Origin of the sequence: Streptomyces sp. NBC_00310, from assembly GCF_036208085.1 — a bacterium.
GTDB lineage: Bacteria > Actinomycetota > Actinomycetes > Streptomycetales > Streptomycetaceae > Streptomyces.
Map to the genome: position 1 here is coordinate 5,947,126 of NZ_CP130714.1, position 21,318 is coordinate 5,968,443.

Annotated in this window: 20 protein-coding genes; 5 read left to right on the forward strand and 15 right to left on the reverse strand. The window is 71.7% G+C overall.

Annotated features, from left to right (window positions below):
• Window positions 1–52: 52 nt before the first annotated feature.
• From OG202_RS26090 to OG202_RS26100, 3 genes are all read right to left on the reverse strand, one after another.
• Window positions 53–1,207 (reverse strand): SchA/CurD-like domain-containing protein, encoded by a 1,155-nt coding sequence (locus OG202_RS26090; RefSeq protein ID WP_327728615.1) that lies wholly within the window; start codon window positions 1,205–1,207, stop codon window positions 53–55.
• A gap of 235 nt (window positions 1,208–1,442) precedes the next feature.
• On the reverse strand, window positions 1,443–2,036 hold the full coding sequence (locus tag OG202_RS26095; protein ID WP_328223660.1) for a hypothetical protein: 594 nt from the start codon (window positions 2,034–2,036) through the stop codon (window positions 1,443–1,445).
• Between the two features lie 295 nt (window positions 2,037–2,331).
• Window positions 2,332–4,023, reverse strand: coding sequence for an FAD-dependent oxidoreductase (locus tag OG202_RS26100; RefSeq protein WP_443052287.1), 1,692 nt, complete (start codon window positions 4,021–4,023; stop codon window positions 2,332–2,334).
• A gap of 187 nt (window positions 4,024–4,210) precedes the next feature.
• Here OG202_RS26100 and OG202_RS26105 point away from each other — a divergent pair, with 187 nt between their 5' ends.
• A complete protein-coding gene (locus tag OG202_RS26105) occupies window positions 4,211–4,624 on the forward strand; it encodes a hypothetical protein (RefSeq protein WP_328223661.1) in 414 nt (137 codons plus the stop codon).
• Here OG202_RS26105 and OG202_RS26110 read toward each other — a convergent pair.
• Together OG202_RS26110 and OG202_RS26115 are read right to left on the reverse strand one after the other, a co-directional pair.
• Window positions 4,597–6,138, reverse strand: a complete 1,542-nt coding sequence (locus OG202_RS26110; protein ID WP_328223662.1) for a flavin-containing monooxygenase — start codon at window positions 6,136–6,138, stop codon at window positions 4,597–4,599. The genes OG202_RS26105 and OG202_RS26110 overlap by 28 nt on opposite strands.
• Before the next feature lies 1 nt (window position 6,139).
• Window positions 6,140–7,186, reverse strand: a complete 1,047-nt coding sequence (locus OG202_RS26115; RefSeq protein ID WP_328223663.1) for a patatin-like phospholipase family protein — start codon at window positions 7,184–7,186, stop codon at window positions 6,140–6,142.
• Window positions 7,187–7,457: 271 nt separating this feature from the next.
• Here OG202_RS26115 and OG202_RS26120 point away from each other — a divergent pair, with 271 nt between their 5' ends.
• Window positions 7,458–8,066 (forward strand): TetR/AcrR family transcriptional regulator, encoded by a 609-nt coding sequence (locus OG202_RS26120; protein WP_328223664.1) that lies wholly within the window; start codon window positions 7,458–7,460, stop codon window positions 8,064–8,066.
• A gap of 138 nt (window positions 8,067–8,204) precedes the next feature.
• On the opposite strand, the gene OG202_RS26125 is transcribed toward OG202_RS26120, so the two are convergent.
• From OG202_RS26125 to OG202_RS26135, 3 genes are read right to left on the reverse strand one after another with little or no spacing between them, the layout of a single operon-like run.
• Complete coding sequence (locus tag OG202_RS26125; RefSeq protein ID WP_328223665.1) at window positions 8,205–9,467, reverse strand: sugar ABC transporter permease; 1,263 nt, start codon at window positions 9,465–9,467, stop codon at window positions 8,205–8,207.
• Window positions 9,458–10,234: an ATP-binding cassette domain-containing protein gene (locus OG202_RS26130; protein ID WP_326580130.1), complete on the reverse strand. Its 777-nt coding sequence runs from the start codon at window positions 10,232–10,234 to the stop codon at window positions 9,458–9,460. Before OG202_RS26130 ends, OG202_RS26125 begins: the two co-directional genes overlap by 10 nt.
• 48 nt (window positions 10,235–10,282) lie before the next feature.
• Window positions 10,283–11,401 (reverse strand): sugar ABC transporter substrate-binding protein, encoded by a 1,119-nt coding sequence (locus OG202_RS26135; RefSeq protein WP_328223666.1) that lies wholly within the window; start codon window positions 11,399–11,401, stop codon window positions 10,283–10,285.
• Between the two features lie 239 nt (window positions 11,402–11,640).
• Here OG202_RS26135 and OG202_RS26140 point away from each other — a divergent pair, with 239 nt between their 5' ends.
• A complete protein-coding gene (locus OG202_RS26140) occupies window positions 11,641–13,155 on the forward strand; it encodes an SDR family oxidoreductase (protein WP_327728606.1) in 1,515 nt (504 codons plus the stop codon).
• A gap of 192 nt (window positions 13,156–13,347) precedes the next feature.
• Here OG202_RS26140 and OG202_RS26145 read toward each other — a convergent pair whose 3' ends face one another.
• Window positions 13,348–13,482, reverse strand: coding sequence for a hypothetical protein (locus tag OG202_RS26145; RefSeq protein WP_328223667.1), 135 nt, complete (start codon window positions 13,480–13,482; stop codon window positions 13,348–13,350).
• 763 nt (window positions 13,483–14,245) lie between these two features.
• Here OG202_RS26145 and OG202_RS26150 point away from each other — a divergent pair.
• Window positions 14,246–14,962: a polysaccharide deacetylase family protein gene (locus OG202_RS26150; protein ID WP_327728604.1), complete on the forward strand. Its 717-nt coding sequence runs from the start codon at window positions 14,246–14,248 to the stop codon at window positions 14,960–14,962.
• Window positions 14,963–15,065: 103 nt separating this feature from the next.
• On the opposite strand, the gene OG202_RS26155 is transcribed toward OG202_RS26150, so the two are convergent.
• The 6 genes from OG202_RS26155 to OG202_RS26180 form a co-directional block, all read right to left on the reverse strand.
• Window positions 15,066–15,419: a helix-turn-helix domain-containing protein gene (locus OG202_RS26155; protein WP_326580121.1), complete on the reverse strand. Its 354-nt coding sequence runs from the start codon at window positions 15,417–15,419 to the stop codon at window positions 15,066–15,068.
• Window positions 15,420–15,992: 573 nt separating this feature from the next.
• On the reverse strand, window positions 15,993–16,304 hold the full coding sequence (locus OG202_RS26160) for an SCO5918 family protein (protein WP_326580119.1): 312 nt from the start codon (window positions 16,302–16,304) through the stop codon (window positions 15,993–15,995).
• A 49-nt stretch (window positions 16,305–16,353) separates the two neighbouring features.
• A complete protein-coding gene (locus OG202_RS26165; RefSeq protein WP_328223668.1) occupies window positions 16,354–16,656 on the reverse strand; it encodes a hypothetical protein in 303 nt (100 codons plus the stop codon).
• 127 nt (window positions 16,657–16,783) lie between these two features.
• Window positions 16,784–18,337 (reverse strand): DEAD/DEAH box helicase, encoded by a 1,554-nt coding sequence (locus OG202_RS26170; RefSeq protein ID WP_326580115.1) that lies wholly within the window; start codon window positions 18,335–18,337, stop codon window positions 16,784–16,786.
• A gap of 242 nt (window positions 18,338–18,579) precedes the next feature.
• A complete protein-coding gene (locus OG202_RS26175) occupies window positions 18,580–18,783 on the reverse strand; it encodes a cold-shock protein (protein WP_189725621.1) in 204 nt (67 codons plus the stop codon).
• Between the two features lie 371 nt (window positions 18,784–19,154).
• Window positions 19,155–19,661 (reverse strand): DUF5990 family protein, encoded by a 507-nt coding sequence (locus OG202_RS26180; protein ID WP_326580109.1) that lies wholly within the window; start codon window positions 19,659–19,661, stop codon window positions 19,155–19,157.
• Window positions 19,662–20,173: 512 nt separating this feature from the next.
• Here OG202_RS26180 and chvE point away from each other — a divergent pair.
• A complete protein-coding gene (gene chvE, locus OG202_RS26185; protein WP_327728602.1) occupies window positions 20,174–21,262 on the forward strand; it encodes a multiple monosaccharide ABC transporter substrate-binding protein in 1,089 nt (362 codons plus the stop codon).
• Window positions 21,263–21,318: the final 56 nt, after the last annotated feature.

The window sequence follows — 21,318 nt, forward strand, 5'->3', positions numbered from 1 at the left end:
ATGGGGCGGGGCCGGCATGGGGCGGGACCGGTACGGCCCGGCTGCCGGGGGGTCAGGCGTCGGGCGCCCGGCGGTCGGTGACGAGGTCCATGCGGGCGACCGTGAGCAGGCGGGCGGGGGCGCTGTCCTTCGGCGAGCCGTCCATGCCGAGGGCGGCGCCGTCGAGGAGCGCCGTCAGTTCGGCCGCCCGGGCGCGGTCGGTGAGACCGAGCACGGGGCCGGGGTCGGCGTCGAGCCCGCCGCGTACGTCGACCAGTCGCACCACGATGTCGTCGCGCTGGAAGATCGTGCTGCGCAGCACCGGGCCCTGCGGGTCGTCCGCCGCCGCCTCGTCCTGCCGGGCGAGCAGCTCGGCCAGCCGCAGACCGCAGCCCTCGCGGGCCGGGTAGTACAGCGCGTGCCGTACGGCGTCCGGGCTCTCCTGGCCTGCCGTCACATGGTGGACGGCGGGCAGCGCCGCACGGGTGAAGAAGACCCGGGCCGAGTCGGGGTCGTCGAGGTCCCGGTCCTGCTCCAGATAGGGGTTGAGGGCCTCCTCCACGGCCCGTACCTCGGGCTGCCGGGCGACGTGCCGCAGCGCGGCGAGCAGGTCGCCCCGTACCTCGACGGCCCGGACCACCCGGTTGCCGTGCATGAACAGGGAGGTGCGGCACAGCCGGGTGGTGTCGTCGACCCTCGGCTCCGGTGCGGCGTAGTCGGCGAGGATCTTCGCGACCTTCTCCTCGCTGCCCGGCTTGACCGTGAAGGTGAGCGCGTGCCGGATCAGGCCGTCACCGATCCGGGGCGAGGTCTGCAGCCGGCGCTTGCCGGGCGCGGCGTCCTGCGCCGGGCCGCCGGTCTCGCGGACGATGTGGAAGCGGAGCGAGCGGGTGTCCCGCACACAGTCGTGCAGGGGCCTCACCATCTGCACGTGTTCCTCGCTGTTCACCCAGGTGAGGAAGGGCGGGGCGCTCTCCCACTCGCTGGTGATGAGCCACTGGGAGGGGTTCTCGATGGACTGGCACAGCTGGTCGCTGACATGCCCGGGAACGGACGCGACCTGGTTGCACAGCTGCTCGTACGCCTCCAGGAACTGCTGCTGGGCACCGTCGTAGACGTCCACCAGCAGGACGACACGGAGCCGGGAGCCGTCGAAGACGGACTGGGAGACACGCTGCGACACCTGTCGCTTCGGGGTCTTCGATACACGTTCGGACGTGGTGGTCATCCTGCGCACATCTCCTCGGTGGGGGGGCGAAGACGGACGGACGTCGGCCGGATCGGCGCGACGTCGGCGTGACGTCGGCGTGCCTCGATCCTGAGCCCGGCCCCTCGGGCGCGCGACTCGTATGCACTACGCGGGTGACCGGTGCACCAGGCGGGTGACCGGTGCATCACGTGGGTGACCGGCCGGGCCGTCACGCGGCACGGCCGGTCACGGCGGCTATCGCGCCCGGCACGGGTCAGGCCACGCTTCCGGCCGTCTTCTTGCGGCGCGCCGCGTACAGGCCGGTCGCGGCGACGGCCAGGACGGCCAGCCCGCCGGCGGTCACCGCGGGCGAGGCCAGGCCACCGCCACCGGTGTGCACCCCGCCGCTGGGCTTCTCGTGGCCGCCGCCCCAGGACTCCTTGTCCTGCTTCCCGCTCCAGGAGCCGCCGTCCTGCTTGCCGCTCCAGGAGTTCTCGTCCTGCTTCGCGGTGCCGGAGCCCTTGCTCTGCCCGGCGGTGCCGGAGGTCGCGTCCGGCTGCCCGGTCGGGTAGCCGCCGTCCTGCTTGCCGCTCCAGCTGTCCTCGGTCACCGAGGACAGGGCGCCGCCACCGGCGTGCACGCCACCGCGCGGCGCGTCGTGACCCTTCTCGCCGTGCTCCGAGCCGTACTCCTTCTTGCCGTGCTCCGAGCCGTACTCCTTCTTCTCGTCCTTCCCCTTCTCGTGCTCCTTGCCGTAGGAGGAGTCCGTGTGGTCCCAGTCGTCCCCGGCCGCGTACGCGCCGGGCGCGCCGAGCGCGAGGACGGCCGAAGCCGCCGCCGTGGCCATGAGCATGCGAGCAGAGCGCATCTGACGATCCTTCCGTCGACGGGCGGGCAGCTGGCGCTTCGTCAGCTGTGGTGACCCGCCCCCGACGTGATCCACCGTCAGCCAGTCGCCCTTCCGCCACCACTCAAGGCGTTCACTCGGGTGACCGCCGCGCCTTCCGGTGGTCGGCGGCCGACCCGCCCGGCCACCGTGGGCGCTCCTCAACAGGCCTTCTCGGCAAGCGGGTTCACGTTCTCGGCGGGACGCCTGGGCGCACGAAGCAGCCGGCCGGCCCCCGGAGTGTGCGGGGGCCGGCCGGCTGTGTGGGCTGCGGGGATCAGGCCGTCGTCAGCAGTGTGGTCAGGACGTCGCGCAGGGCGGACTCGGCGTCCGGGACCGGCCCGGGCGACCGCCAGGCCACGAACCCGTCGGGCCGGACGAGTACGGCGCCACCGGGCGTCGTCCCGTGGGCGGCCGCCCAGTCCGCGTCGCCCTCGGGGGTCAGTTCGGCAGCGGATGCCCTGCCGAACCGGTACGGGACCAGGGGGACGGACATCGCCTCGGCCAGGCGCAGGGCGGCCTCGTGCCAGCCGCCCGGCCCCTCGGCGTCGGCTTCGGCGTCGCTGAGCAGGACGAGCGAGCGTTCGTAGAGGTCCAGCGTGGAGATGCGTTCGCCCCGGTGCCGTACCGCCATGTGGGGCGCCCTGCTGCCGGGTTCGCCGGACAGGTCGAGGCGTTCCGGGACGACCGGGGTCGCGGGGTCGGTGCCGAGGACGGCGCCCTGCGGATAGCGGTAGCCGAGGGCCACGTTGAGGATGCCGCGCTGCGGGCCGCCGCCACCGCCGACGCCCGGAGCCGGGGCGAACCCGGGGTGGCTGTGCTCCACCGACCGGGCGGCGGCGCGGGCGCTGGTCGCCTCCGCCACCGGGCGGCGCTCGGCGTCGTACGTGTCCAGCAGGCCCTCGCCGGCCCAGCCGCCGAGCACCGCCGCCAGCTTCCAGGCGAGGTTGTGCGCGTCCTGGATACCGGTGTTGGAGCCGAAGGCCCCGGTGGGGGACATCTCGTGGGCCGAGTCGCCGGCCAGGAAGACGCGTCCCGACCGGTAGCTGCGGGCGACCCGCTGGGCGGCGTGCCAGGGGGCCTTGCCGGTGATCCGGACGTCGAGGTCGGCGACCCCGATCGCGCGGCGGATGTGCTCGGCGCACCGCTCCTCGGTGAACTCCTCCAGGGTTTCGCCGTGTTCGGGGTGCCACGGGGCGTGGAAGACCCAGTTCTCCCGGTTGTCCACGGGCAGCAGCGCCCCGTCGGCGTCCGGGTTCGTCAGGTAGCAGACGATGAAGCGGCGGTCGCCCACGACCTCGGCGAGGCCTCGGGAGCGGAAGGTGACGCTGACGTTGTGGAACAGGTCGCCGGGGCCGCTCTGGCTGATGCCGAGCTGTTCGCGGACGGGGCTGCGGGGGCCGTCGGCGGCGACGAGGTAGTCCGCGCGGAGGGTGGTGTGCTCGCCGGTCTCCCGGCTCTTGACGATCGCGGTGACGCCGGAGGCGTCGCTGTCGAACGACAGCAGTTCGGTGCCGTACCGCAGATCGCCGCCGAGTCGTTCAGCGTGCTCGAACAGCACCGGCTCCAGGTCGTTCTGGCTGCACAGGCACCACGAACTGGGGCTGAACCGGGCCAGTCCGCCGCCCGCGTCGATCTCCTTGAAGAGCCACTCGCCCGCGTCGCCGACCAGGGTGGGCGTCTGCAGGATGCCGTGGTTGTCCGCCAGCGTGGCGGCGGCCTGCCGGATGCCGCCCTCGACGCCGGCCGCCCGGAACAGCTCCATCGTGCGGACGTTGTTGCCCCGGCCGCGCGGATGGATGGAGGTGCCGGAGTGCCGCTCCACGAGTGTGTGCCGCACCCCCAGCCGGCCCAGGAACACCGAGGTCGACAGGCCCACGAGGGACCCGCCGACGATGAGGACCGGAACGTGGTGGGCCGGGTTGCCGGTGGGATCGGTCCGATCAGGGCTCTGTTTCATCGCTTGCATCGCTCAACTCCAGCGCGTCGTGTCCGCCGACTCGGCCGCATAGGGCCGGGGGCTTCATCCATGCCCCGCGCCACGAACCCGGGACCGGGCTTCACCCGCTTAGGGGCCCTGATTCGCTCAGGTACTCGGGTGGAAGTGAGTACACGCGCTCTGGTCGGCGAAGGGGCGTGCCGAGAGGCTGGGGGGCATGCGACCAGGACTCCTGAAATCCCTTCCTCAGCCGCTGTCGACGCTGGTGACGGCCGTGGCATCACTGACCCTGTGGGCCGTCTGGCTGGGCTGGGACCAGCACCGCGACGTGCATCCTGACGGTTCGTCGACCGGCCCGTACGAGGCGTGGCAGGTGATCGGCCTGGTGCTGACCCTGCTGCCGTCGGTGTACTGGGCGGCGTCCCGGCGGCACATCACGGGCGCCGTCGTCGGCACCACGGCCGGCCTGACCGTCGCCTCCTTCTACGACTGGTCGGACGACGCCAGCGGCCTCTACGGCGTCGGTGTCACGCTGGTCATGCTGGGGACGGCCGCCGTGACCACGGGCCTCTCCTTCCTGATCGCGTCCATCGGGCGGCGGCCTCAGCCGGCGGCACCCGTCACGGCGTAGGCCTCGGGGTCGAACCGCGCCAGCCGTCGGCGCATCCGGCCCGTCGACCAGGGCCAGCTGAAGCTGTTGAGGCCGTTGTCGTCGAGGTAGTAGCTGGAGCAGCCGCCCGCGTTGTAGACCGTGGACGGCAGCGCCTGCTGGACCTCGGCGCGGAAGGCGGCCTGCACCTCGGGCCGTACGTCCATGCCGGCCCAGCCGGCCGAGCGGACGTGCCGCACCGCCCCTGCCACATACTCCAGTTGCGCTTCGAGGACCGCGTACGCGGAGGAGTGCCCGGTGCCCAGGTGCGGCCCGAGGAGGACGAACGCGTTGGGGAAGCCGCTGACGGTGGTGCCGAGATAGGCGTCCGGGCTGCCCTTCCAGTGGCCGTCGAGGCTGGTGCCGTCGGCGTCGAACACGCGTTGGGCGATGGGCATGTCGAGGATGTGGAAGCCGGTGCCCAGGATGATCGTGTCGACGTCCGCGCCGCTGCCGTCGGCGCCGATGACCCGACCGCCCTCGACGGCCTTCACCGCCGTGGCGTGCACGGTGACGTTGGACCTGGTCAGGGCGGGATAGTAGGTGTTGGAGAGCAGGAGCCGCTTGCAGCCCAGGGTGTAGTCGGGGGTCAGCGCCCGCCTCAGGTGGGGGTTCTTGATGGTGGCTCGGAGATGGAGGGTGCCCACCTTCTGCACCGCCCGCAGGAGAGCCGGGTGGCGGAAGCCCACGCCGAGGGCCTCCAGCGCCGCGTACTCCGTTTTCCGCAGCGCCCGTTGAGCACCGGGGACGTTCCGCAGCAGCCACCGTTCGGCACGCGGCACCGGGTGGTCCGGCTTGGGCAGCACCCACTGGGCGGTGCGCTGGAACAGGTGCAGCCGACCGACGCGGGGCTGTATCGCCGGCACGAACTGCACGGCCGAGGCGCCGCTGCCGACGACGGCCACGCGGGCGCCGGTGAGGTCGTGGTCGTGGCGCCAGCGCGAGGAGTGGAAGATCTCGCCGGGGAAGTCGGCGAGGCCCGGTATGTCGGGCAGCAGCGGTTCGTGCCAGGGGCCGGCCGCCGAGATCAGGAACCGGGCCGTGTAGTGGTCGCGGCTGGTCTCGACGTGCCAGCGGGCGTCGGCGGGGTGCCACCGCGCCCGGGTGACCTCGGTGCCGAAGCGGATGAGCGGGGTGATGCCGTACGCGGTCGCCGTGTCGCGGAGGTAGGCGCGGATCTCCGGCTGGCCGGCGAAGGCCCGCGTCCACTCCGGGTTGGGTGCGAACGAGTAGGAGTACAGGGCGGAGGGCACGTCGCAGGCGCAGCCCGGGTAGGTGTTGTCCCGCCAGGTGCCGCCCAGGTCGTCCGCCTTCTCGACGAGGACCAGGTCGCGCACCCCCGCCTCGCGCAGCTTGACGGCCGCCCCGATCCCGGAGAGACCGCTGCCGATGATCAGCGCCTCGACGTGGTGGGTCTCGCGGGTGACGGTCCCGGTCGGGCTCTCGGGGCTCTCGGGGCGGCTTTCGGGACTGTCGGCGCTTTCGAGGGGCGGCATCTCAGGCTCCTGACCGGGCGTCGGCGGTGGCGTCGGGGGTGTCGGTGGCGTCGGTGGCGTCGGTGGCGTCGGTGGTGTCGGGGGTGTCCACGGCCTCGCGGACGAGGGCGCGTGTGGTGCGCAGGGAGGTCTCCAGGACCGTCAGGCGACGCCGGGGGTCCATGAAGTTGCCGCCCAGCACCTCCAGGTCGGCGGCGGCGGGCTCGATCCGGACGACCCGGGTGCCCGCCGCCCGCAGCGCGGCGCACTCCGCGTCGAGCGTGCGGGTCATGACGCGGCGCAGCAGGGCCTCCGCGCGGCCGAGTCCTCGGCGCGGTCCGGGGGAGCGGGAGCTCATCGGCGCGATGACGTACACCTCGTCGAGTCCGCTCGGGATCAGGAGGTCGGCGGACGCGGTGGAGAGGATGCCGCCGTCGGCGTAACGTCGGCCCCCGACGCGTACGGGCGGGAACCAGCCCGGCACCGCCCAGGACGCCCGGAGCGCGTCCCGCAGGGCGGCCGGCCGGGTGTCGGGGTGTCCGAAGACCGTACGGCGGCCCGTGTCGAAGTCCGTGGCCACCAGCCAGGTCGCGGGATGCCGGACCCACTGTCCGGGAGGCGTCAGAGCGTCCGCGAGGGTCGCCAGCCGGCGCGCGTCGCCGCGGCCTTGGGGCAACAGGCCGGACAGCCCGGCCAGGGCGGGAGCGGTACGGCCCAGCGCGTGGCGCGCCAGCCGGGGTGATCCGGGGAAGGCCGCGGGCCGGGGCGGAAGCGGCCGGGGCGGGGAGGCGAAGTGCCGGAGGAGTTCCGGACGGGCGTCCCGTTGCCCCAGCTGCGCGGCCAGCAGCTCCGCCACGCCGAGGCCGGCACCGAGCATCGCCGCCACCTCCGCTCCGGCGGAGGTGCCCACCAGGACCTCGGCCTCGCGCGGGTCCCATCCCGTGGCCCGCTGGAGCGAGTGCAGGGCGCCGATCGTCCAGGCCGCGCCGAGCGTTCCGCCGCAGCCCAGGACGAGTCCTCGGGAAGGGGGCCTTCGGGAAGGGGCCGTTCGCGTGCCCGTCGCGGTCACTGGGGGTCTCCGCCCATTCGGGGTACCGGCGAGATCCGGATACCGAAGAGATCCGGATACTAGCGGTATCCGAAATCCTTGGACAGGGCCTGCCGGAGATAAGATCCGAGGACCCCGAGGACCCCGAGGACCCCGAGAACGCCCGGAACCCCGAGAACGCCCGGAACCCCGAGAACGCCCGGAACCCTCGAGAACTCAGGGAACTCAGGGAACTCAGGGAACTCCGGGAACCCCCGAGAACTGCGACCGCGAACGGGAGAGGGAGCGAGACATGGCCCGCCTCAGCCGCGTCGAGAGTCAGGAGCGCACGCGCGAGCGGCTCGTCGCCACCGCGCGGCAGCTGTTCCTCTCCCACGGGTACGCCGCCACCTCGCTCAGCGACGTCGCGGAGACGGCCGGCTTCTCCAAGGGCGCCGTCTACTCCAACTTCCGCGGCAAGGGCCATCTGTGCCTCGCCGCTCTCGACGACATCCGGGCCGAACAGCTGACGCTGCTCACGGACGCCGTCATGGGCGAGGCCGGGATCGACGACCGCCTGGCGGCCTTCGCCGCGTGGGCCGAGGCGCACATCGGCGACGAGGCGTGGACCACGCTGGAGGTCGAGTTCCTCACCAGCGCGCGTCACGACGACGAGCTGCGGAGCGAGATCACGGTTCGTGTGGCCGCGATCCGCGAGGTCCTGGCCCAGCTGCTCGACGCGCTGGCCCGGGAGCTGGGCGTTGCCCCGGCCATGCCCGCAGACCGGGCCGCGATGACGCTGCTCAGCCTGGGGATCGGCCTCGGCGTCCAGCGCGTCGCCGACCCGACCGTGCCCACCGCCGTCCTGACCGAGACCCTGCGGCTCGTCCTGCGGATGAGTGACGCGGGGACCCCGGTGTGACCCCGCGACGCCAAGGTCACGCCTCAGGCGCCTGACACCCGGGTCAGGCCCGTCCGTGCGGGTCAGGCCCGTCCGTGCGGGTCAGCTCCGTCCGCGCGGGTCAGGCCCGTCCGCGCGGGTCAGCTCCGTCCGCGCGCGTCAGGCCCGTCCGCGCGACTCCGCCGCGCGGCGCGCCAGCGAGTCGAAGACCACCGCGACGAGCAGCACCCCACCGGTGATCATGAACTGGACGGCGGGCTGGACCCCCAGCAGCGCCATGCCCGAGGCGATCGACTGGATGATGAGCACCCCCAGCAGCGCGGACCAGGCCGAGCCACGGCCGCCGAACAGGCTGGTGCCCCCGATGACGGCGGCGGCGATGGCGTTGATCAGCAGCATGCCGGAGCCCGGGACCTGGGTCGCCGAGGTGAGCCGCGACGCGACGAACAGACCGCCCACCGCGGCCAGGGTCCCGGACACCAGGAACACCGAGATCCGTACGCGCGCCACGTCGACACCGGACCGCCGGGCCGCCTCCGCACCGCTGCCCAGCGCCAGGACCTGCCGGCCGGCCACCGTGCGGCGCAGCAGGAGGTCGGAGGCGACGATGACCCCGAGGAAGATCAGCAGCGCCAGCGGCAGGCCCTCGAACCGGTCCAGCACATAGACCGTGGCGACCGCGACCACCGCGAGGAGTGCCGTACGCACCCAGATCTCGCCCCTCGCCCGGTACGGCATCCCGGCGGCGGCGCGACGCCTGCGGTCGCGCCGGCACAGGAGGAGGTACGCGGCCGGCCCGAGCGCGGCCAGGCCGTAGGTGAGGAGGGGGGCGCTGAAGTAGCGGCTGGTCAGCTCGGCGACGAGCCCGTCGTCGCTGAAGCTGATGGAGCTCTCCGGCCCCAGCAGATAGAGCATCAGGCCGTTCCAGGCCAGCAGGCCCGAGAGGGTGACGACGAAGGCGGGTACGCCGATCTTGGTGAAGATGAACCCGTGGGCCGCCCCGGCCGCCGCGCCGCAGAGCACCGCGATGAACACGGCGAGCCCTTCCGGCATGCCGTGGTTGACGTTCAGTGCCGCGAACATGGCGCCGGAGAGGCCGGCCAGCGAGCCCACCGACAGGTCGATCTCGCCGATCAGCAGCACGAAGACGACGCCGACGGCGACCATGCCGGTCCCGACGATCTCCACGCTGAGGACGGACAGGTTGCGCGGCGAGAGGAAGTTCTCGTTGAGGCTCTGGAAGACGATCCAGGTCACGGCGAGGGCGAGCAGGGCCGGGGCCGGGCCCAGCTCACCTTCGTGCAGTCTGCGGCGCGCGGCCCGCGCGTACGCCCTGAGGCGCTCGTCGTGCCACGGATGCCCGCCTTCCCGCGGGCTCCCCGTCTCCTTCTCCTTCCGCCGCCGCCCCCACCTCACGGCCATGTCTCCTCCGGGTCGGTCGGGCGGTGGTTGGCGGCGTTGTCCACCGCGCCGGTGATGGAGGAGATGATCTGTTCCTGCGAGGTGGTGCTCACGTCGAAGAGGCCGTTGTTGCGGCCCAGGCGCAGAACGGCGATCCGGTCGGCCACGGCCTTGATGTCCCCCATGTTGTGGCTGATGAGGAGCACCCCGGTGCCCCGGTCGCGCAGCTCCTCGATGAGGTCGAGGAGCTGGTTGGTCTGTTCGAGGCCGAGGGAGGCGGTGGGCTCGTCGAGCAGGAGCAGCCGGGGCGCGCTGACGAACGAGCGGGTGATCGCGACGACCTGGCGCTGTCCGCCGGAGAGGGTGGCGAGCGGCACCCGTACGTCGGGGATGCGGATGGACAGGGTGCGCAGCAGCTCACGGGTGCGGCGCTCCATCTCCACCTCGTCGAGGATGCCGTACCGGTGGATCTCCCGGCCGAGGAAGAGGTTGCCGACGACGTCGAGGTTGCCGCACATCGCGAGGTCCTGGTAGACGGCGGCGATCCCGAGGAGCTGGGCGTCCTGGGGGCGCCGGATCTGGACGGCGGCGCCCTCCCACTCGATGACGCCCCGGTCGGCGGGGCCCACCCCGGAGATCACCTTGACCAGGGTGGACTTCCCGGCGGCGTTGTCGCCCACCAGGGCGACCACCTCCCCGGCCCTGATCTCCAGTTCGACGTCCACCAGGGCCTGGACGGCGGCGAAGCGTTTGGAGACGCCGCGCAACGCCAGCAAGGGCTGAACCACCGGGCCACCTCCTGATGGGGCTCAGGGTGCTGATGAAGCTCATGAGCCTCATGGGCTGAGTCCGGCCTTGTCGCAGGCGGGCCGGAGCTTCGGGGTGCAGATCTGGTCGATCGTGTACATACCGTCCTTGACCAGAGTGTCCTCGATGTTGTCGGCCGTCACCGAGATCGACGGGAGCAGGACCGCCGGAACGTCCTTCGTGGTGGGGCTGTCGACGGTGCCGGTGGCGATGGAGTCGATCGGCTCGTCGCGTCCCAGGGCGACCGCCATCTCCGCGGCGGCGTCGGCCGCGGGCTTGAACGGCTTGTAGATGGTCATGTACTGGCTGCCCTGGACGATGCGCTGCACGGCCGCGAGGTCGGCGTCCTGTCCGGTGACCGGGGGCAGTGGCCGCACCGCGCTGGCGTTGAGGGCGGAGACGACGGCGCCGGCGAGGCTGTCGTTGGCGGCCAGCACGCCGTCGATGTTGTTCGCGCCCAGGGCGGCGATGGCGCCGGCCATGTTGACGTAGCCGTTCTCCGGCCGCCAGCCGACCGTGTCGTAGGACTTGCCGATCTTCACCTTGCCCTCCAGGACGGAGAGCGCCCCGCGCTTGTACCAGCCGGCGTTGGGGTCGGTCGTGGCGCCGTTCATCATGACGATCTGGCCGCCGTCCGCCTTCGTGCCCATGGCCTTCAGCAGGGCCTCGGCCTGGAGCTTGCCGACGGTCTCCCCGTCGAAGGTGACGTAACCGGAGATGGGTCCCTCGGCGAGCCGGTCATAGGCGACGACCGGGATGCCGGCCCGGTCCGCGGCCTCGACCGACGAGCGCAGCGCCTTGGCGTCGACGGCGGCGACGATCAGGACGTCCACGCCTTTGGTGATCATGGCGTCGAGCTGCTGCCGCTGGACCGCCGGTTCGGCCGTGGCGGCGACGGTCGCCGCCGGACAGTCCGGGCAGAGCTCCTTCAGCTTCTTCTCGATCAGGGGTCTGTCGAACTGCCCGAAGCGAGAGGCTCCGCCACCCGGGAGCAGCACGCCGACGGTGAGGCTGTCACCCCCACTCCCGCCGTCCCCGCCACCACCACACGCCCCGGTCAGGACCAGACCGACGGCCACCACGACCGCCGCCCCCGCCCGACCGAGAGACCTACGCTTCACGGCCCGAAGGCCGACGCCGAGACCCATTTTCGGTTCCTTAGGGAAATTTGCCCGATCTTATCCCGCTATGGACGACTCTCGTCCAGCGTAGCCAAGCGACCGGTGGCCGGTCGTCTCCGAGGTTGCGGTGCTCGTTTCCGGCCCTGAGCATGGGCTCGGGGGAGCGGTCACAGAGCCCTTCGGAGGGCAGCCATGACGTTTTCCGCGGTCCGGTCCGCCGGTCGTCGTCGGACGAGGCGCACGCGACCGGTGCGCGGGCGACCGGCATGACCGCCGCCGCCCACCCCCCGCGCTGCCTGGTCACCGGTGCCACCGGCTACCTGGGGGGCAGGCTGGTGCCGGAGTTGGTGGGCGCCGGGTTCTCGGTGCGCTGTCTGGCCCGTTCGCCCGGGAAGCTGCGGGACCATCCGTGGGCCGGGCAGGTGGAGGTCGTGCGCGGGGACGTGACGGACGCGGAGTCCGTGCGCGCGGCCATGGAGGGCGTCGACATCGCGTACTACCTCGTACACGCGCTGGGCACCGGGCGGGGTTTCGAGGAGACCGACCGGCGCGCCGCGAGGATCTTCGGCGAGCAGGCGCGTGCCGCCGGAATCCGGAGGATCGTCTACCTCGGCGGGCTGACCCCTGCCGGCGTACCCGAGGACGAGCTCTCCCCCCATCTGCGGTCCCGCGCCGAAGTGGGCCGCATCCTCCTGGCCTCGGGTGTGCCGACCGCCGTGCTGCGGGCAGCCGTGATCATCGGGTCGGGTTCGGCCTCGTTCGAGATGCTGCGCCATCTGACCGAGCGGCTCCCCGCCATGGTGACGCCGAGCTGGGTGCGCACCCGCATCCAGCCCATCGCCGTCCGCGACGTGCTCCGCCTCCTCGTGGGGTGCGCGCGGCTGCCGGACGACGTGAACCGGACCTTCGACATCGGCGGACCGGATGTCGTCACGTACGAGGAGATGATGCGGCGGTACGCCGTCGTCGCCGGGCTGCGGAAGCGTGCCATCGTCCCCGTTCCGCTGCTCACCCCCCGGTTGTCCAGCCTCTGGGTCGGTCTGGTCACCCCGGTGCCGGGCGCCCTCGCGCGCCCGCTGGTCGAGTCACTGAAACACGAGGTGGTCTGCGCGGAGCGGGACATCGTCCGTTACGTGCCGGACCCGCCGGAGGGCCCGGTCACCCTCGACCGGGCGATCCGGCTGGCCCTGCGGCGCGTACAGGACGCGGACGTGGCCACCAGGTGGTCCTCGGCCTCGGCTCCCCGCGCCCCCAGCGACCCGCTGCCGACCGACCCGGACTGGGCGGGCGGCAGCCTCTACACGGATCACCGCGAGCGCACGGTGGCGGCGTCGCCGGAGGCGCTGTGGCGGGTGGTGGAGGCGATCGGCGGCGAGAACGGCTGGTACTCCGCGCCGCTGGCCTGGTCCCTGCGGGGCTGGCTGGACATGCTGGTGGGCGGTGTCGGTCTGCGCCGGGGCCGCCGGGACGCCACCCGGTTGCGGGTCGGCGACAGCCTGGACTTCTGGCGGGTGGAGGAGATCGAGCCGGGCCGGCTGCTCCGGCTGCGCGCGGAGATGCGGCTGCCCGGCCTGGCCTGGCTGGAGATGACCGTCGACCGGGATCCACAGGGACGCACGGTCTACCGGCAGCGGGCCCTGTTCCATCCGCACGGCCTGGCCGGACACGCCTACTGGTGGAGCGTGGCCCCCTTCCACGCCGCGGTCTTCGGCGGCATGGCCCGCAACATCGCCACCGCGGCGGAATCGACCGCCCCCGAACCGACCCGTACGCCCCACTGACCGGGCGCGAACCGGTACGAACGGATGAACGAGCGAGTGGACTGGCGAACGAACGAACGAACGAACGGACGGACGAACGGACGAACGGCCGGGCCCCGCGTCCGGCAGTGACACCGTGAGGTGCTCCCACGCCGCGTGCGCGTGTTCCCCGACGACGCGCAACCGGGTGATGACCGCGACGCAGCGCCCCTGCTAGTCGTCGAGTTCGAGTTCTCGTTCGGGTGCCGAGGCCGGGCCGTGGGCGGCGGCCGTGGAGCGGGCGAGGTGGCAGGTCCGTACACCCGCGAGGCCGATCCCCACGGAGCCGCCCGCGCCCGCCGCGCACACGCGACCACCGCCGGTCCCCGGTGACGTGGACGGGGCCGCCGCATGCCCGCATGCCCGCACGGCCGCCGGGCCGCCGGGCCGAACACCGCGACGTCGATGGGCGGTCCGACGGAGCGGGCGTGGTCGAGGACCGCGGGCACGACAGCGGCCTCGATCGGCCGGTGCCCGCCGCCGTAACGCTCGGACGCCTCACGCCGGGCGGCCCCGCCGTCCGCCAGGACCGCGTCGAGCCAGGCGAGTTGGTCGCCGTCCTCCCACGCCGACACCTGAGGGCCGCCGGGGCGGCGGGCCCCGGTCCGGACCGTCCGCGCGAGTCCGGCCGGCAGGCGTCCCCCTCGGAGAACAGCCGCCCCTGGTGCACGGTCCGGCCGACCCGTCGATCAGCCGCGCGATGCCGTTCCGCCGCCCGTGGTATCCCTCGAAACGCGCGACCGCGAACGGCGTGATGGTCCGTCATGCTCAGCGGTCCGCGCCAGCCGGTGAAGCGCTCGCGGCAGGTCTGACTTCCACCGCCCCTGTGTGCCCTGCACGTATGCGCTCCGCTGTGCCCTGCACGTATGCGCTCCGCTGTGCCCCTGCACGTTTGCGCTCCGCCGTGGCCACGAGGCCGCACCCCCGACTCCGTATACCGAACCGCCTATACGGAGCGCACGTATAGGGAACGCACATATCCGGATCGTACGTACATCCAAGCCCGTGTCGAGTGCGTCTTACAGGCAAGTCCGCTGCCGGCAAAGGCAGTTCACCGCGCCTGGAGGATCCGATGCACCGACGCCTCGTCATCTCCGTCATCACGGCCGCCCTGTGCGGCACCACGCTCGCCGGCACCGCCACGTCCGCCTCCGCCGCACCTCAGGCCGTCGACTGTCGCAAGGTGAAGTGCGTCGCCCTCACCTTCGACGACGGGCCGGTCGCCGACACCCAGCGGCTGCTGCGCATCCTGAACGACCACAAGGTCAGAGCGACTTTCTACGCCGTCGGCACGAACGTCCAGAGGAACCCGTCGACGGTGCGTGCCGCGGCGCTCGCCGGCCACCAGATAGGCAACCACAGCTGGGACCACGCCAATCTGACCAAGCTCAGCGCCGCGAAGATCAAGTCGCAGCTCGCCCGCACGGACACGGCGATCAAGCAGGCGACCGGCAAGAAGCCCACCACCGTCCGCGCCCCCTACGGCGCCCACAACGCGACGGTTCGCTCGGCCGCCGGGCGACCGCTGGTGCACTGGAGCGTCGACACCCTCGACTGGAAGTACCGCGATTCCGCCCGGATCATCAAGTACGTCAACGCGGAGACCAGGCCCGGGGACATCGTCCTCCTGCACGACATCCACCGGACGACGGTCGACGCCGTGCCGGGCATCATCAAGGCCCTCACGGCACGCGGCTTCCATTTCGTGACCGTCGACCAGCTCTTCGCCCCGGCCAAGCTGCCCACCGGAAAGGTCACGTACCACAACCGCGGCGCCTACCGGCCGTGACCGGCGCGATGGCAGTCCTTACGCGGCAGGCCGCCTGAACCCCCGGTCGCGTCAGCCCGTGTGCACGGCTCGCCGGGGTCGCGGGCCGGCCCGCGCCACATGATCAGCTGGAACCGGCGACGGAACTGCCGGGCGCTTCGTGTCCGGCACGGCGGCGGTACTCGGCGTTGATCCGCTGGGCTTCCTCGAGCTGGTCCTCGAGGATGACGATGCGGCAGGCGGCCTCGATGGGGGTGCCCTTGTCGACGAGTTCGCGGGCGCGCGCCGCGACCCGCAGCTGGTAGCGGGAGTACCGGCGGTGTCCGCCCTCCGAGCGCAGCGGAGTGATCAGCCGGGCCTCGCCGAGGGCTCGGAGGAAGGCCGGGGTGGTGCCGAGCATCTCGGCGGCCCGCCCCATCGTGTATGCGGGGTAGTCGTCGTCGTCCAGACGATTACCGAGGGGGTTATCTGCTGTCATGTCACCTCGTAGTACAACGCGTCGAGGGGCCCTGGCGCCGTACGGCACCAGGGCCCCGAAGGAAATTCAACACCATCTGTCGGCTCTCGTGCTCTGCCGACCTTCTGCTTCCGCTACCAGCCCTTCAGAAGGGGGGTGCGGGGATCGCGGCTGCCTGACCGGGGACCACCTTCCAATCCGGGGTCTTGCGGTACCCGGGCCGAGCGCATTCGGGCCGGGCGATCCTGATGGCGTCTGCTCCTCCGTCCTTCTCTGAACCAACGGCTCCAGAGCCGTACTGACCTGTGTGTTTCGTGTACTGCAACCCCGCCAGTTCGTGTCTGCCGGGTTTCGCTCGACTCGTTTTGACGAGAAGAAGACTAACCGCGCTGCCGCCCAATGTCTACTGTGGCGAGAACAGATTTCAGCCCTCTGGGGGACCAGATAGCCTGTGACCTGCGACAACGGGTGGCGGAACCCGTCACGGTCGGCGGTCCTGAAGGGACGGGCACACGACGGAAGGGCCCTGCCGACGCGCGTCGGCAGGGCCCTTCCGGGATCTTGATGGCGGCTGAGCGCCTGATCTCTCTACGTCTACGCGTCCAGAGCGGCGCCGCCGAGCAGTGCCGACGCGGTCTGGAGCGCGGTGGCCGCAGGCGCGGGCGCGGCCCTGAGGTGGTCGTGACAGGTGAAGCCGAGGCGGGTCATGGCCCGGACGACTTCGCCGCTGGTGAAGTCGCGGCTGTCCTGTCGGGTGATGACCTGCCCCACCTGCTTGACGGGATAGCGGCGGCGGCCGATGGTCACGGACTCACCCGTGATCAGTCCGGGCGTGACGCCCTTCATCAGGGCCAGCACTCCGTCCTTGGTCAGGTCGAACGGGTACCGGGCGATGACACAGCGCATGATGCCCCCACAGGGAGAAGGAGAACGGGCTGATCCGGGCGGAGAGGGATCAGCGGGAGAGGGCGAGGACGCCCGGGGCCCGGAGGCGCCCCCCGGCCGCGACGGGCCGGGGGACGGGCGGGGTGAAGGAGCCGTCGAGGACGTCCCGGAGACGCAGCCGGTCCGTGTACGCGGAACTGGTGCGGTGAACGCCGAGTTCGGCCCGGGTGATCGAGCCCGTGCGCTGGTCGTCGCCGTCGCACAGGAGGAGGTACTCGACACGGGCACCGGCCATGACGGCCAGGGCGACCTCGACGGTCATGTCGTCCCGGACCCGGAGGCCGGACGCGTCCATGTCGTCGACCACGGTCATGTGGGAGAGGTCCGCCTGGTGTCGCAGTGGCCGAACCGGTGTCAAATCTGCCTCCTCGGAGATGGGTGAGCTTCTTGCGGCGCCCAGACGACGCCTGGGCGATGCCCAGGCTGCCCGGGCGACGCCTCTAGGCCGCGGTGTCGAAGGCGGGCCGTCGCGCGCTGCGCCGCCGCCCCGCCTGCGCCTGTCCGGTGGTGCGCCCCTGGGAGGGGTTGCCGCGGCGGCCCCGGGACGAGGAGGCCGCGGAGCGGCGGGCAGGTGCCGCAGGGGGCGCCGTGACGACGACCGGGACACCGGAAGGGGCCTGGGCGCCGGTGATGCGGGTCAGCTCTTCCTCACCGGACCGCACGGAGGTGATCTGCGGCGCGATGCCGGCCGAGGCCATCAGCCGGCTCATGCCGCGGCGCTGGCCGGGTGTCACGAGGGTCACGACGCTGCCGGACTCGCCGGCACGGGCGGTACGGCCGCCGCGGTGCAGGTAGTCCTTGTGGTCGGCCGGCGGGTCCACGTTGACGACCAGGTCGAGGTTGTCGACGTGGATGCCACGGGCGGCGACGTTGGTCGCCACCAGGACCGTCACATGGCCGGTCTTGAACTGCGCGAGGGTTCGGGTGCGCTGCGGCTGGGACTTGCCGCCGTGCAGAGCCGCGGCGCGGACGCCGCTGTTCAGCAGGTGCTGGGTCAGCCGGTCCACGGCGTGCTTGGTGTCCAGGAACATGATCACCCGGCCGTCCCGCGCCGCGATCTCGGTGGTCGTCCGGTGCTTGTCCGCTTCGTGCACGTGGAGCACGTGGTGCTCCATCGTGGTGACCGCACCCGCCGACGGGTCGACGGAGTGGACCACCGGGTCGGTCAGGTAGCGGCGGACGAGCAGGTCGACGTTGCGGTCCAGGGTGGCCGAGAAGAGCATCCGCTGCCCGTCGGGGCGCACCTGGTCGAGCAGGGCGGTGACCTGGGGCATGAAGCCCATGTCGGCCATCTGGTCGGCCTCGTCCAGGACGGTGATGTCGACCTGGTCCAGTCGGCAGTCGCCGCGGTCGATGAGGTCCTTGAGCCGCCCGGGCGTCGCGACGACGATCTCGGCCCCGGTGCGCAGCGCCCCGGCCTGCCTGCCGAGGGACATGCCGCCGACCACGGTGGCCAGGCGCAGCCGCACGGAGCGGGCGTACGGGGTGAGGGCGTCGGTCACCTGCTGGGCGAGCTCGCGGGTGGGGACGAGGACCAGGGCGAGCGGCTGTCGCGGTTCCGCGCGCCGGCCGACCGTACGGGCCAGCGTCGCGAGGCCGAAGGCGAGGGTCTTGCCCGACCCGGTACGGCCGCGGCCGAGCACGTCACGTCCGGCGAGGGAGTTCGGCAGGGTGGCGCCCTGAATGGGGAACGGCGTGGTCACGCCCTGCTGGCCGAGCGCGGCCAGCAGCGGGGCCGGCAGGGCGAGGTCGGCGAACGACTCGACGGCGGGCAGCGCGGGCGTGGTCGTCACCGGCAGCGCGAACTCGCCCTGGGGCGCGGTCGGGCGGCGGTCGTAGCCCTTGGAACGCCGCGGAGCCGACGAGCGCTGGGGGGCGGAGCCCCGGGAGCGGTCGTAGCCACCGCCGGAACGGTCGTAGCCACCGCCGGAGCGGGTGGAGCCACCGGTGGGGCGGTTGGAGCGGGTGGAGCGGGGGGTGCGTGCGCGGTTCAAGCGGAACCTTCCTCGATGTGAGCACGTGGGCACGTAGCAAGGAATGTCCGCAGCTGAAATGAACGGCGCAGAGAATCGCGAGAACGAGCCGGATGAAGATGGGCGCCGATTCGGATCGACGGGGAATGCGTCACCGTGCGTGTGCTGGTGGGGCTGTCCCGTCGTGCGCCCTGAAAAGCAGCGAGCCGGGGCCCGCACCCCTAGGTGCGGGCCCCAGCTGCGATGTATGCGTTGCTGCGGTGTCAGGCGGGAACGATGTTCTCGGCCGTCGGGCCCTTCTGGCCCTGAGCGATGTCGAAGGACACCTTCTGGCCTTCCTGCAGCTCGCGGAAGCCCTGGGTGGCGATGTTCGAGTAGTGGGCGAAGACGTCGGCGCCGCCGCCGTCCTGCTCGATGAAGCCGAAGCCCTTTTCCGCGTTGAACCACTTCACGGTGCCAGTAGCCATGTCATTTCTCCTTCGGAGACGATTTCCGGAATTCGCCCTGTGCGGATTCCGCGTCGCCGTGCTGATTAACCGTCGGAAAAATGAACCTTCTGGCAACCACACCTGCAACTGAGATCGACATTAGCACGGTGTCATCGGCCCCGTGCGGTCAACAATTCCGATCCGCTCGGCGGTCCAGGAATACTCGCCGCGCACCGCCTCTATTTCTCATCCCGCGACCACAGATATTGATCCGCGCCCGTACGGTGTTCCCGCCGGGCGGTTCCGGCCGCAGCGCCATGACCTCCGCCGATGGGCCGTGCGCCACCGTCGTCGGCACCGGCGCACGGGACGGCGGCGCACGCGCCGAGACCTCACTACGGCGATTAAGGTCACACAGGCCCGAAGGGGCGACGCGAGGCCGGCGAGCCTGGGGCCTGTCGTTCGGCGGTCCAGGTGATGTGCGGGGGCTCGACCCGTGCGCACAGGGGCCCGCCCTGCGCGTCGGTCAGGCCGAGGCGTCCGACCAGCAGCCCGTCGCGAGCGGCGGTGGCGAGGATGTCGGCGGGGACGACGTCGAGCATGAGTTTGGCGCGGCGGAACATCGTGAAGGTGCCCGACTCGTCGACCGTGCCCCACGACAGGTAGATGAACCGCCGGCCCAGACGGTCCTGCACATGGGGGCCGGTGACCTCGGTGCCGGTCGGCGAGGTGCTCGTGGCGCACTCCAGGGTCCAGGTCGCGGACGGTGCGTCGCCGGGCTGTGGGTCGAGGAGTTCGGCCGGGCGGTCGCGGCGTTGCACGGCGACGTGGATGTTGCCGTACGCGGGGGCTCTGCCGTCCGCGGAGGCGGGGCGGGTGAGGCCGGGCAGGTCGACGGCGTCGATGCGGATGCGCATGACGCCCATCATCCCGCCGTCGCGGCCCGGTGGTCGTCGCGGACGGTGGCCGTGATGCCGCCGTCGAGATGCCGTCCGCGACCGGAGCGAGCTTCGCCACTTTCTGGAACCGATTGTGTTCGCCCCGTTGACACTCCGCACATCCCCTCTTACTGTCGCGCAGACATTCCGACCGTGTGACGAGATTTCGAACGATGGGAAAGCCGAGTGCCCTGCGTATCACCGGAACCAGCGCACACGCGGCCGGGACGCCGTGGCGCGGCCTGACCCACGTCCAGGGGTCGAGCAACGTGCCGGGCGAGCTGGTTCGCGATGAGCTCGGAGAGTGCCGTCCGCTGTTCACCGCCGCTGAAGCGGGTGCGCCGCGCCCCGACGACCTCGGCGCCGCGCGCGTCCACGAGGCCGCTGAGCGGATTCCCCGCGGGCTCACCCCGCCCGCTCCACCGCTTTCCCCAGCGACGTCTGGTTCGCCGTCATCCTCTCAACGACGACAGGAACAGGGAACGATCACCATGCTCAGTCGAAGAGCCGCCCTCGCCGCAATCGCCGGAGCGGTGTCCCTCGCCCTCACCACGACCGCCTGCGGCGGCCAGGAGAGCGAGGCCAGTTCCGAGCGCGGCACGATCGGTATCGCCATGCCGACCCGTGCCTCCGAGCGGTGGCTCACCGACGGCAAGAGTGTCGTGGACGACCTGCAGGACAAGGGGTACAAGACCGAGCTGCTCTACGGCGACGACAGCCCGAAGACCCAGGTCTCGCAGATCGAGAAACTGATCAAGCAGGGCGTCGACGCACTGATCATCGCGGCCATCGACAACAAGTCGCTGAACGGTGTGCTCCAGCAGGCCGCCGCCGCGGAGATCCCGGTGATCTCCTACGACCGGCTCATCCTCGGCTCCAAGAACGTCGACTACTACGTCTCGTTCGACAACGAGCAGGTCGGCCGGCTCCAGGCCCGCCACATCATCGACAAGCTCGGCCTGGAGGACGGCGAGGGGCCGTTCAACATCGAGCTGTTCGCCGGCTCCCCCGACGACAACAACACCAAGTTCTTCTTCGACGGCGCGATGCACCTTCTGCAGCCGTACATCGACAGCGAGCAACTGGTCGTCCGGTCCGGTCAGACCGCGCTCGACGAGATCACCACGCTGCGCTGGGACGGGCCCACCGCGCAGAAGCGCATGACCGAGGTCCTCGCCAAGTCGTACGGGAGCGCGCAGGTCGACGCGGTCCTGTCGCCGTACGACGGCATCTCCATCGGCATCCTGAACGCGCTGAAGGCGGACGGCTACGGCTCGGCCGGCAAGCCCCTCCCGGTGATCACCGGCCAGGACGCCGAACTGGCCTCGGTGAAGTCGATCATCGCGGGCGAGCAGTCGCAGACCGTCTACAAGGACCTCCGTCAGCTCGCCGAGCGGGCCGCGTACATGGCCGACGACATACTCAACGACAAGACGCCGGAGCTGAACAACAGAAGGGCCTACAAGAACGGCGTCAAGGCCGTGCCCGCCTACCTGCTCCAGCCGATCAGCGTCGACAAGAGCAACTACGAGTACATCCTGCTCGGGAGCGACTACTACACAGCCGAGGACCTCAAGTAACCGCCCCTCACGGGCGCCCCCCGGCGAGTGACCCGGATCACTTCCGAAGGCCGATC

Coding starts and splice junctions, on each gene's coding strand:
- OG202_RS26090 (WP_327728615.1), bottom strand. CDS start 1,207: ATGACCACCACGTCCGAACGTGTATCGAAGACCCCGAAGCGACAGGTG.
- OG202_RS26095 (WP_328223660.1), bottom strand. CDS start 2,036: ATGCGCTCTGCTCGCATGCTCATGGCCACGGCGGCGGCTTCGGCCGTC.
- OG202_RS26100 (WP_443052287.1), bottom strand. CDS start 4,023: ATGCAAGCGATGAAACAGAGCCCTGATCGGACCGATCCCACCGGCAAC.
- OG202_RS26105 (WP_328223661.1), top strand. CDS start 4,211: ATGCGACCAGGACTCCTGAAATCCCTTCCTCAGCCGCTGTCGACGCTG.
- OG202_RS26110 (WP_328223662.1), bottom strand. CDS start 6,138: ATGCCGCCCCTCGAAAGCGCCGACAGTCCCGAAAGCCGCCCCGAGAGC.
- OG202_RS26120 (WP_328223664.1), top strand. CDS start 7,458: ATGGCCCGCCTCAGCCGCGTCGAGAGTCAGGAGCGCACGCGCGAGCGG.
- OG202_RS26125 (WP_328223665.1), bottom strand. CDS start 9,467: ATGGCCGTGAGGTGGGGGCGGCGGCGGAAGGAGAAGGAGACGGGGAGC.
- OG202_RS26135 (WP_328223666.1), bottom strand. CDS start 11,401: ATGGGTCTCGGCGTCGGCCTTCGGGCCGTGAAGCGTAGGTCTCTCGGT.
- OG202_RS26140 (WP_327728606.1), top strand. CDS start 11,641: ATGACCGCCGCCGCCCACCCCCCGCGCTGCCTGGTCACCGGTGCCACC.
- OG202_RS26150 (WP_327728604.1), top strand. CDS start 14,246: ATGCACCGACGCCTCGTCATCTCCGTCATCACGGCCGCCCTGTGCGGC.
- OG202_RS26155 (WP_326580121.1), bottom strand. CDS start 15,419: ATGACAGCAGATAACCCCCTCGGTAATCGTCTGGACGACGACGACTAC.
- OG202_RS26160 (WP_326580119.1), bottom strand. CDS start 16,304: ATGCGCTGTGTCATCGCCCGGTACCCGTTCGACCTGACCAAGGACGGA.
- OG202_RS26165 (WP_328223668.1), bottom strand. CDS start 16,656: ATGACCGTGGTCGACGACATGGACGCGTCCGGCCTCCGGGTCCGGGAC.
- OG202_RS26175 (WP_189725621.1), bottom strand. CDS start 18,783: ATGGCTACTGGCACCGTGAAGTGGTTCAACGCGGAAAAGGGCTTCGGC.
- OG202_RS26180 (WP_326580109.1), bottom strand. CDS start 19,661: ATGCGCATCCGCATCGACGCCGTCGACCTGCCCGGCCTCACCCGCCCC.
- chvE (WP_327728602.1), top strand. CDS start 20,174: ATGCTCAGTCGAAGAGCCGCCCTCGCCGCAATCGCCGGAGCGGTGTCC.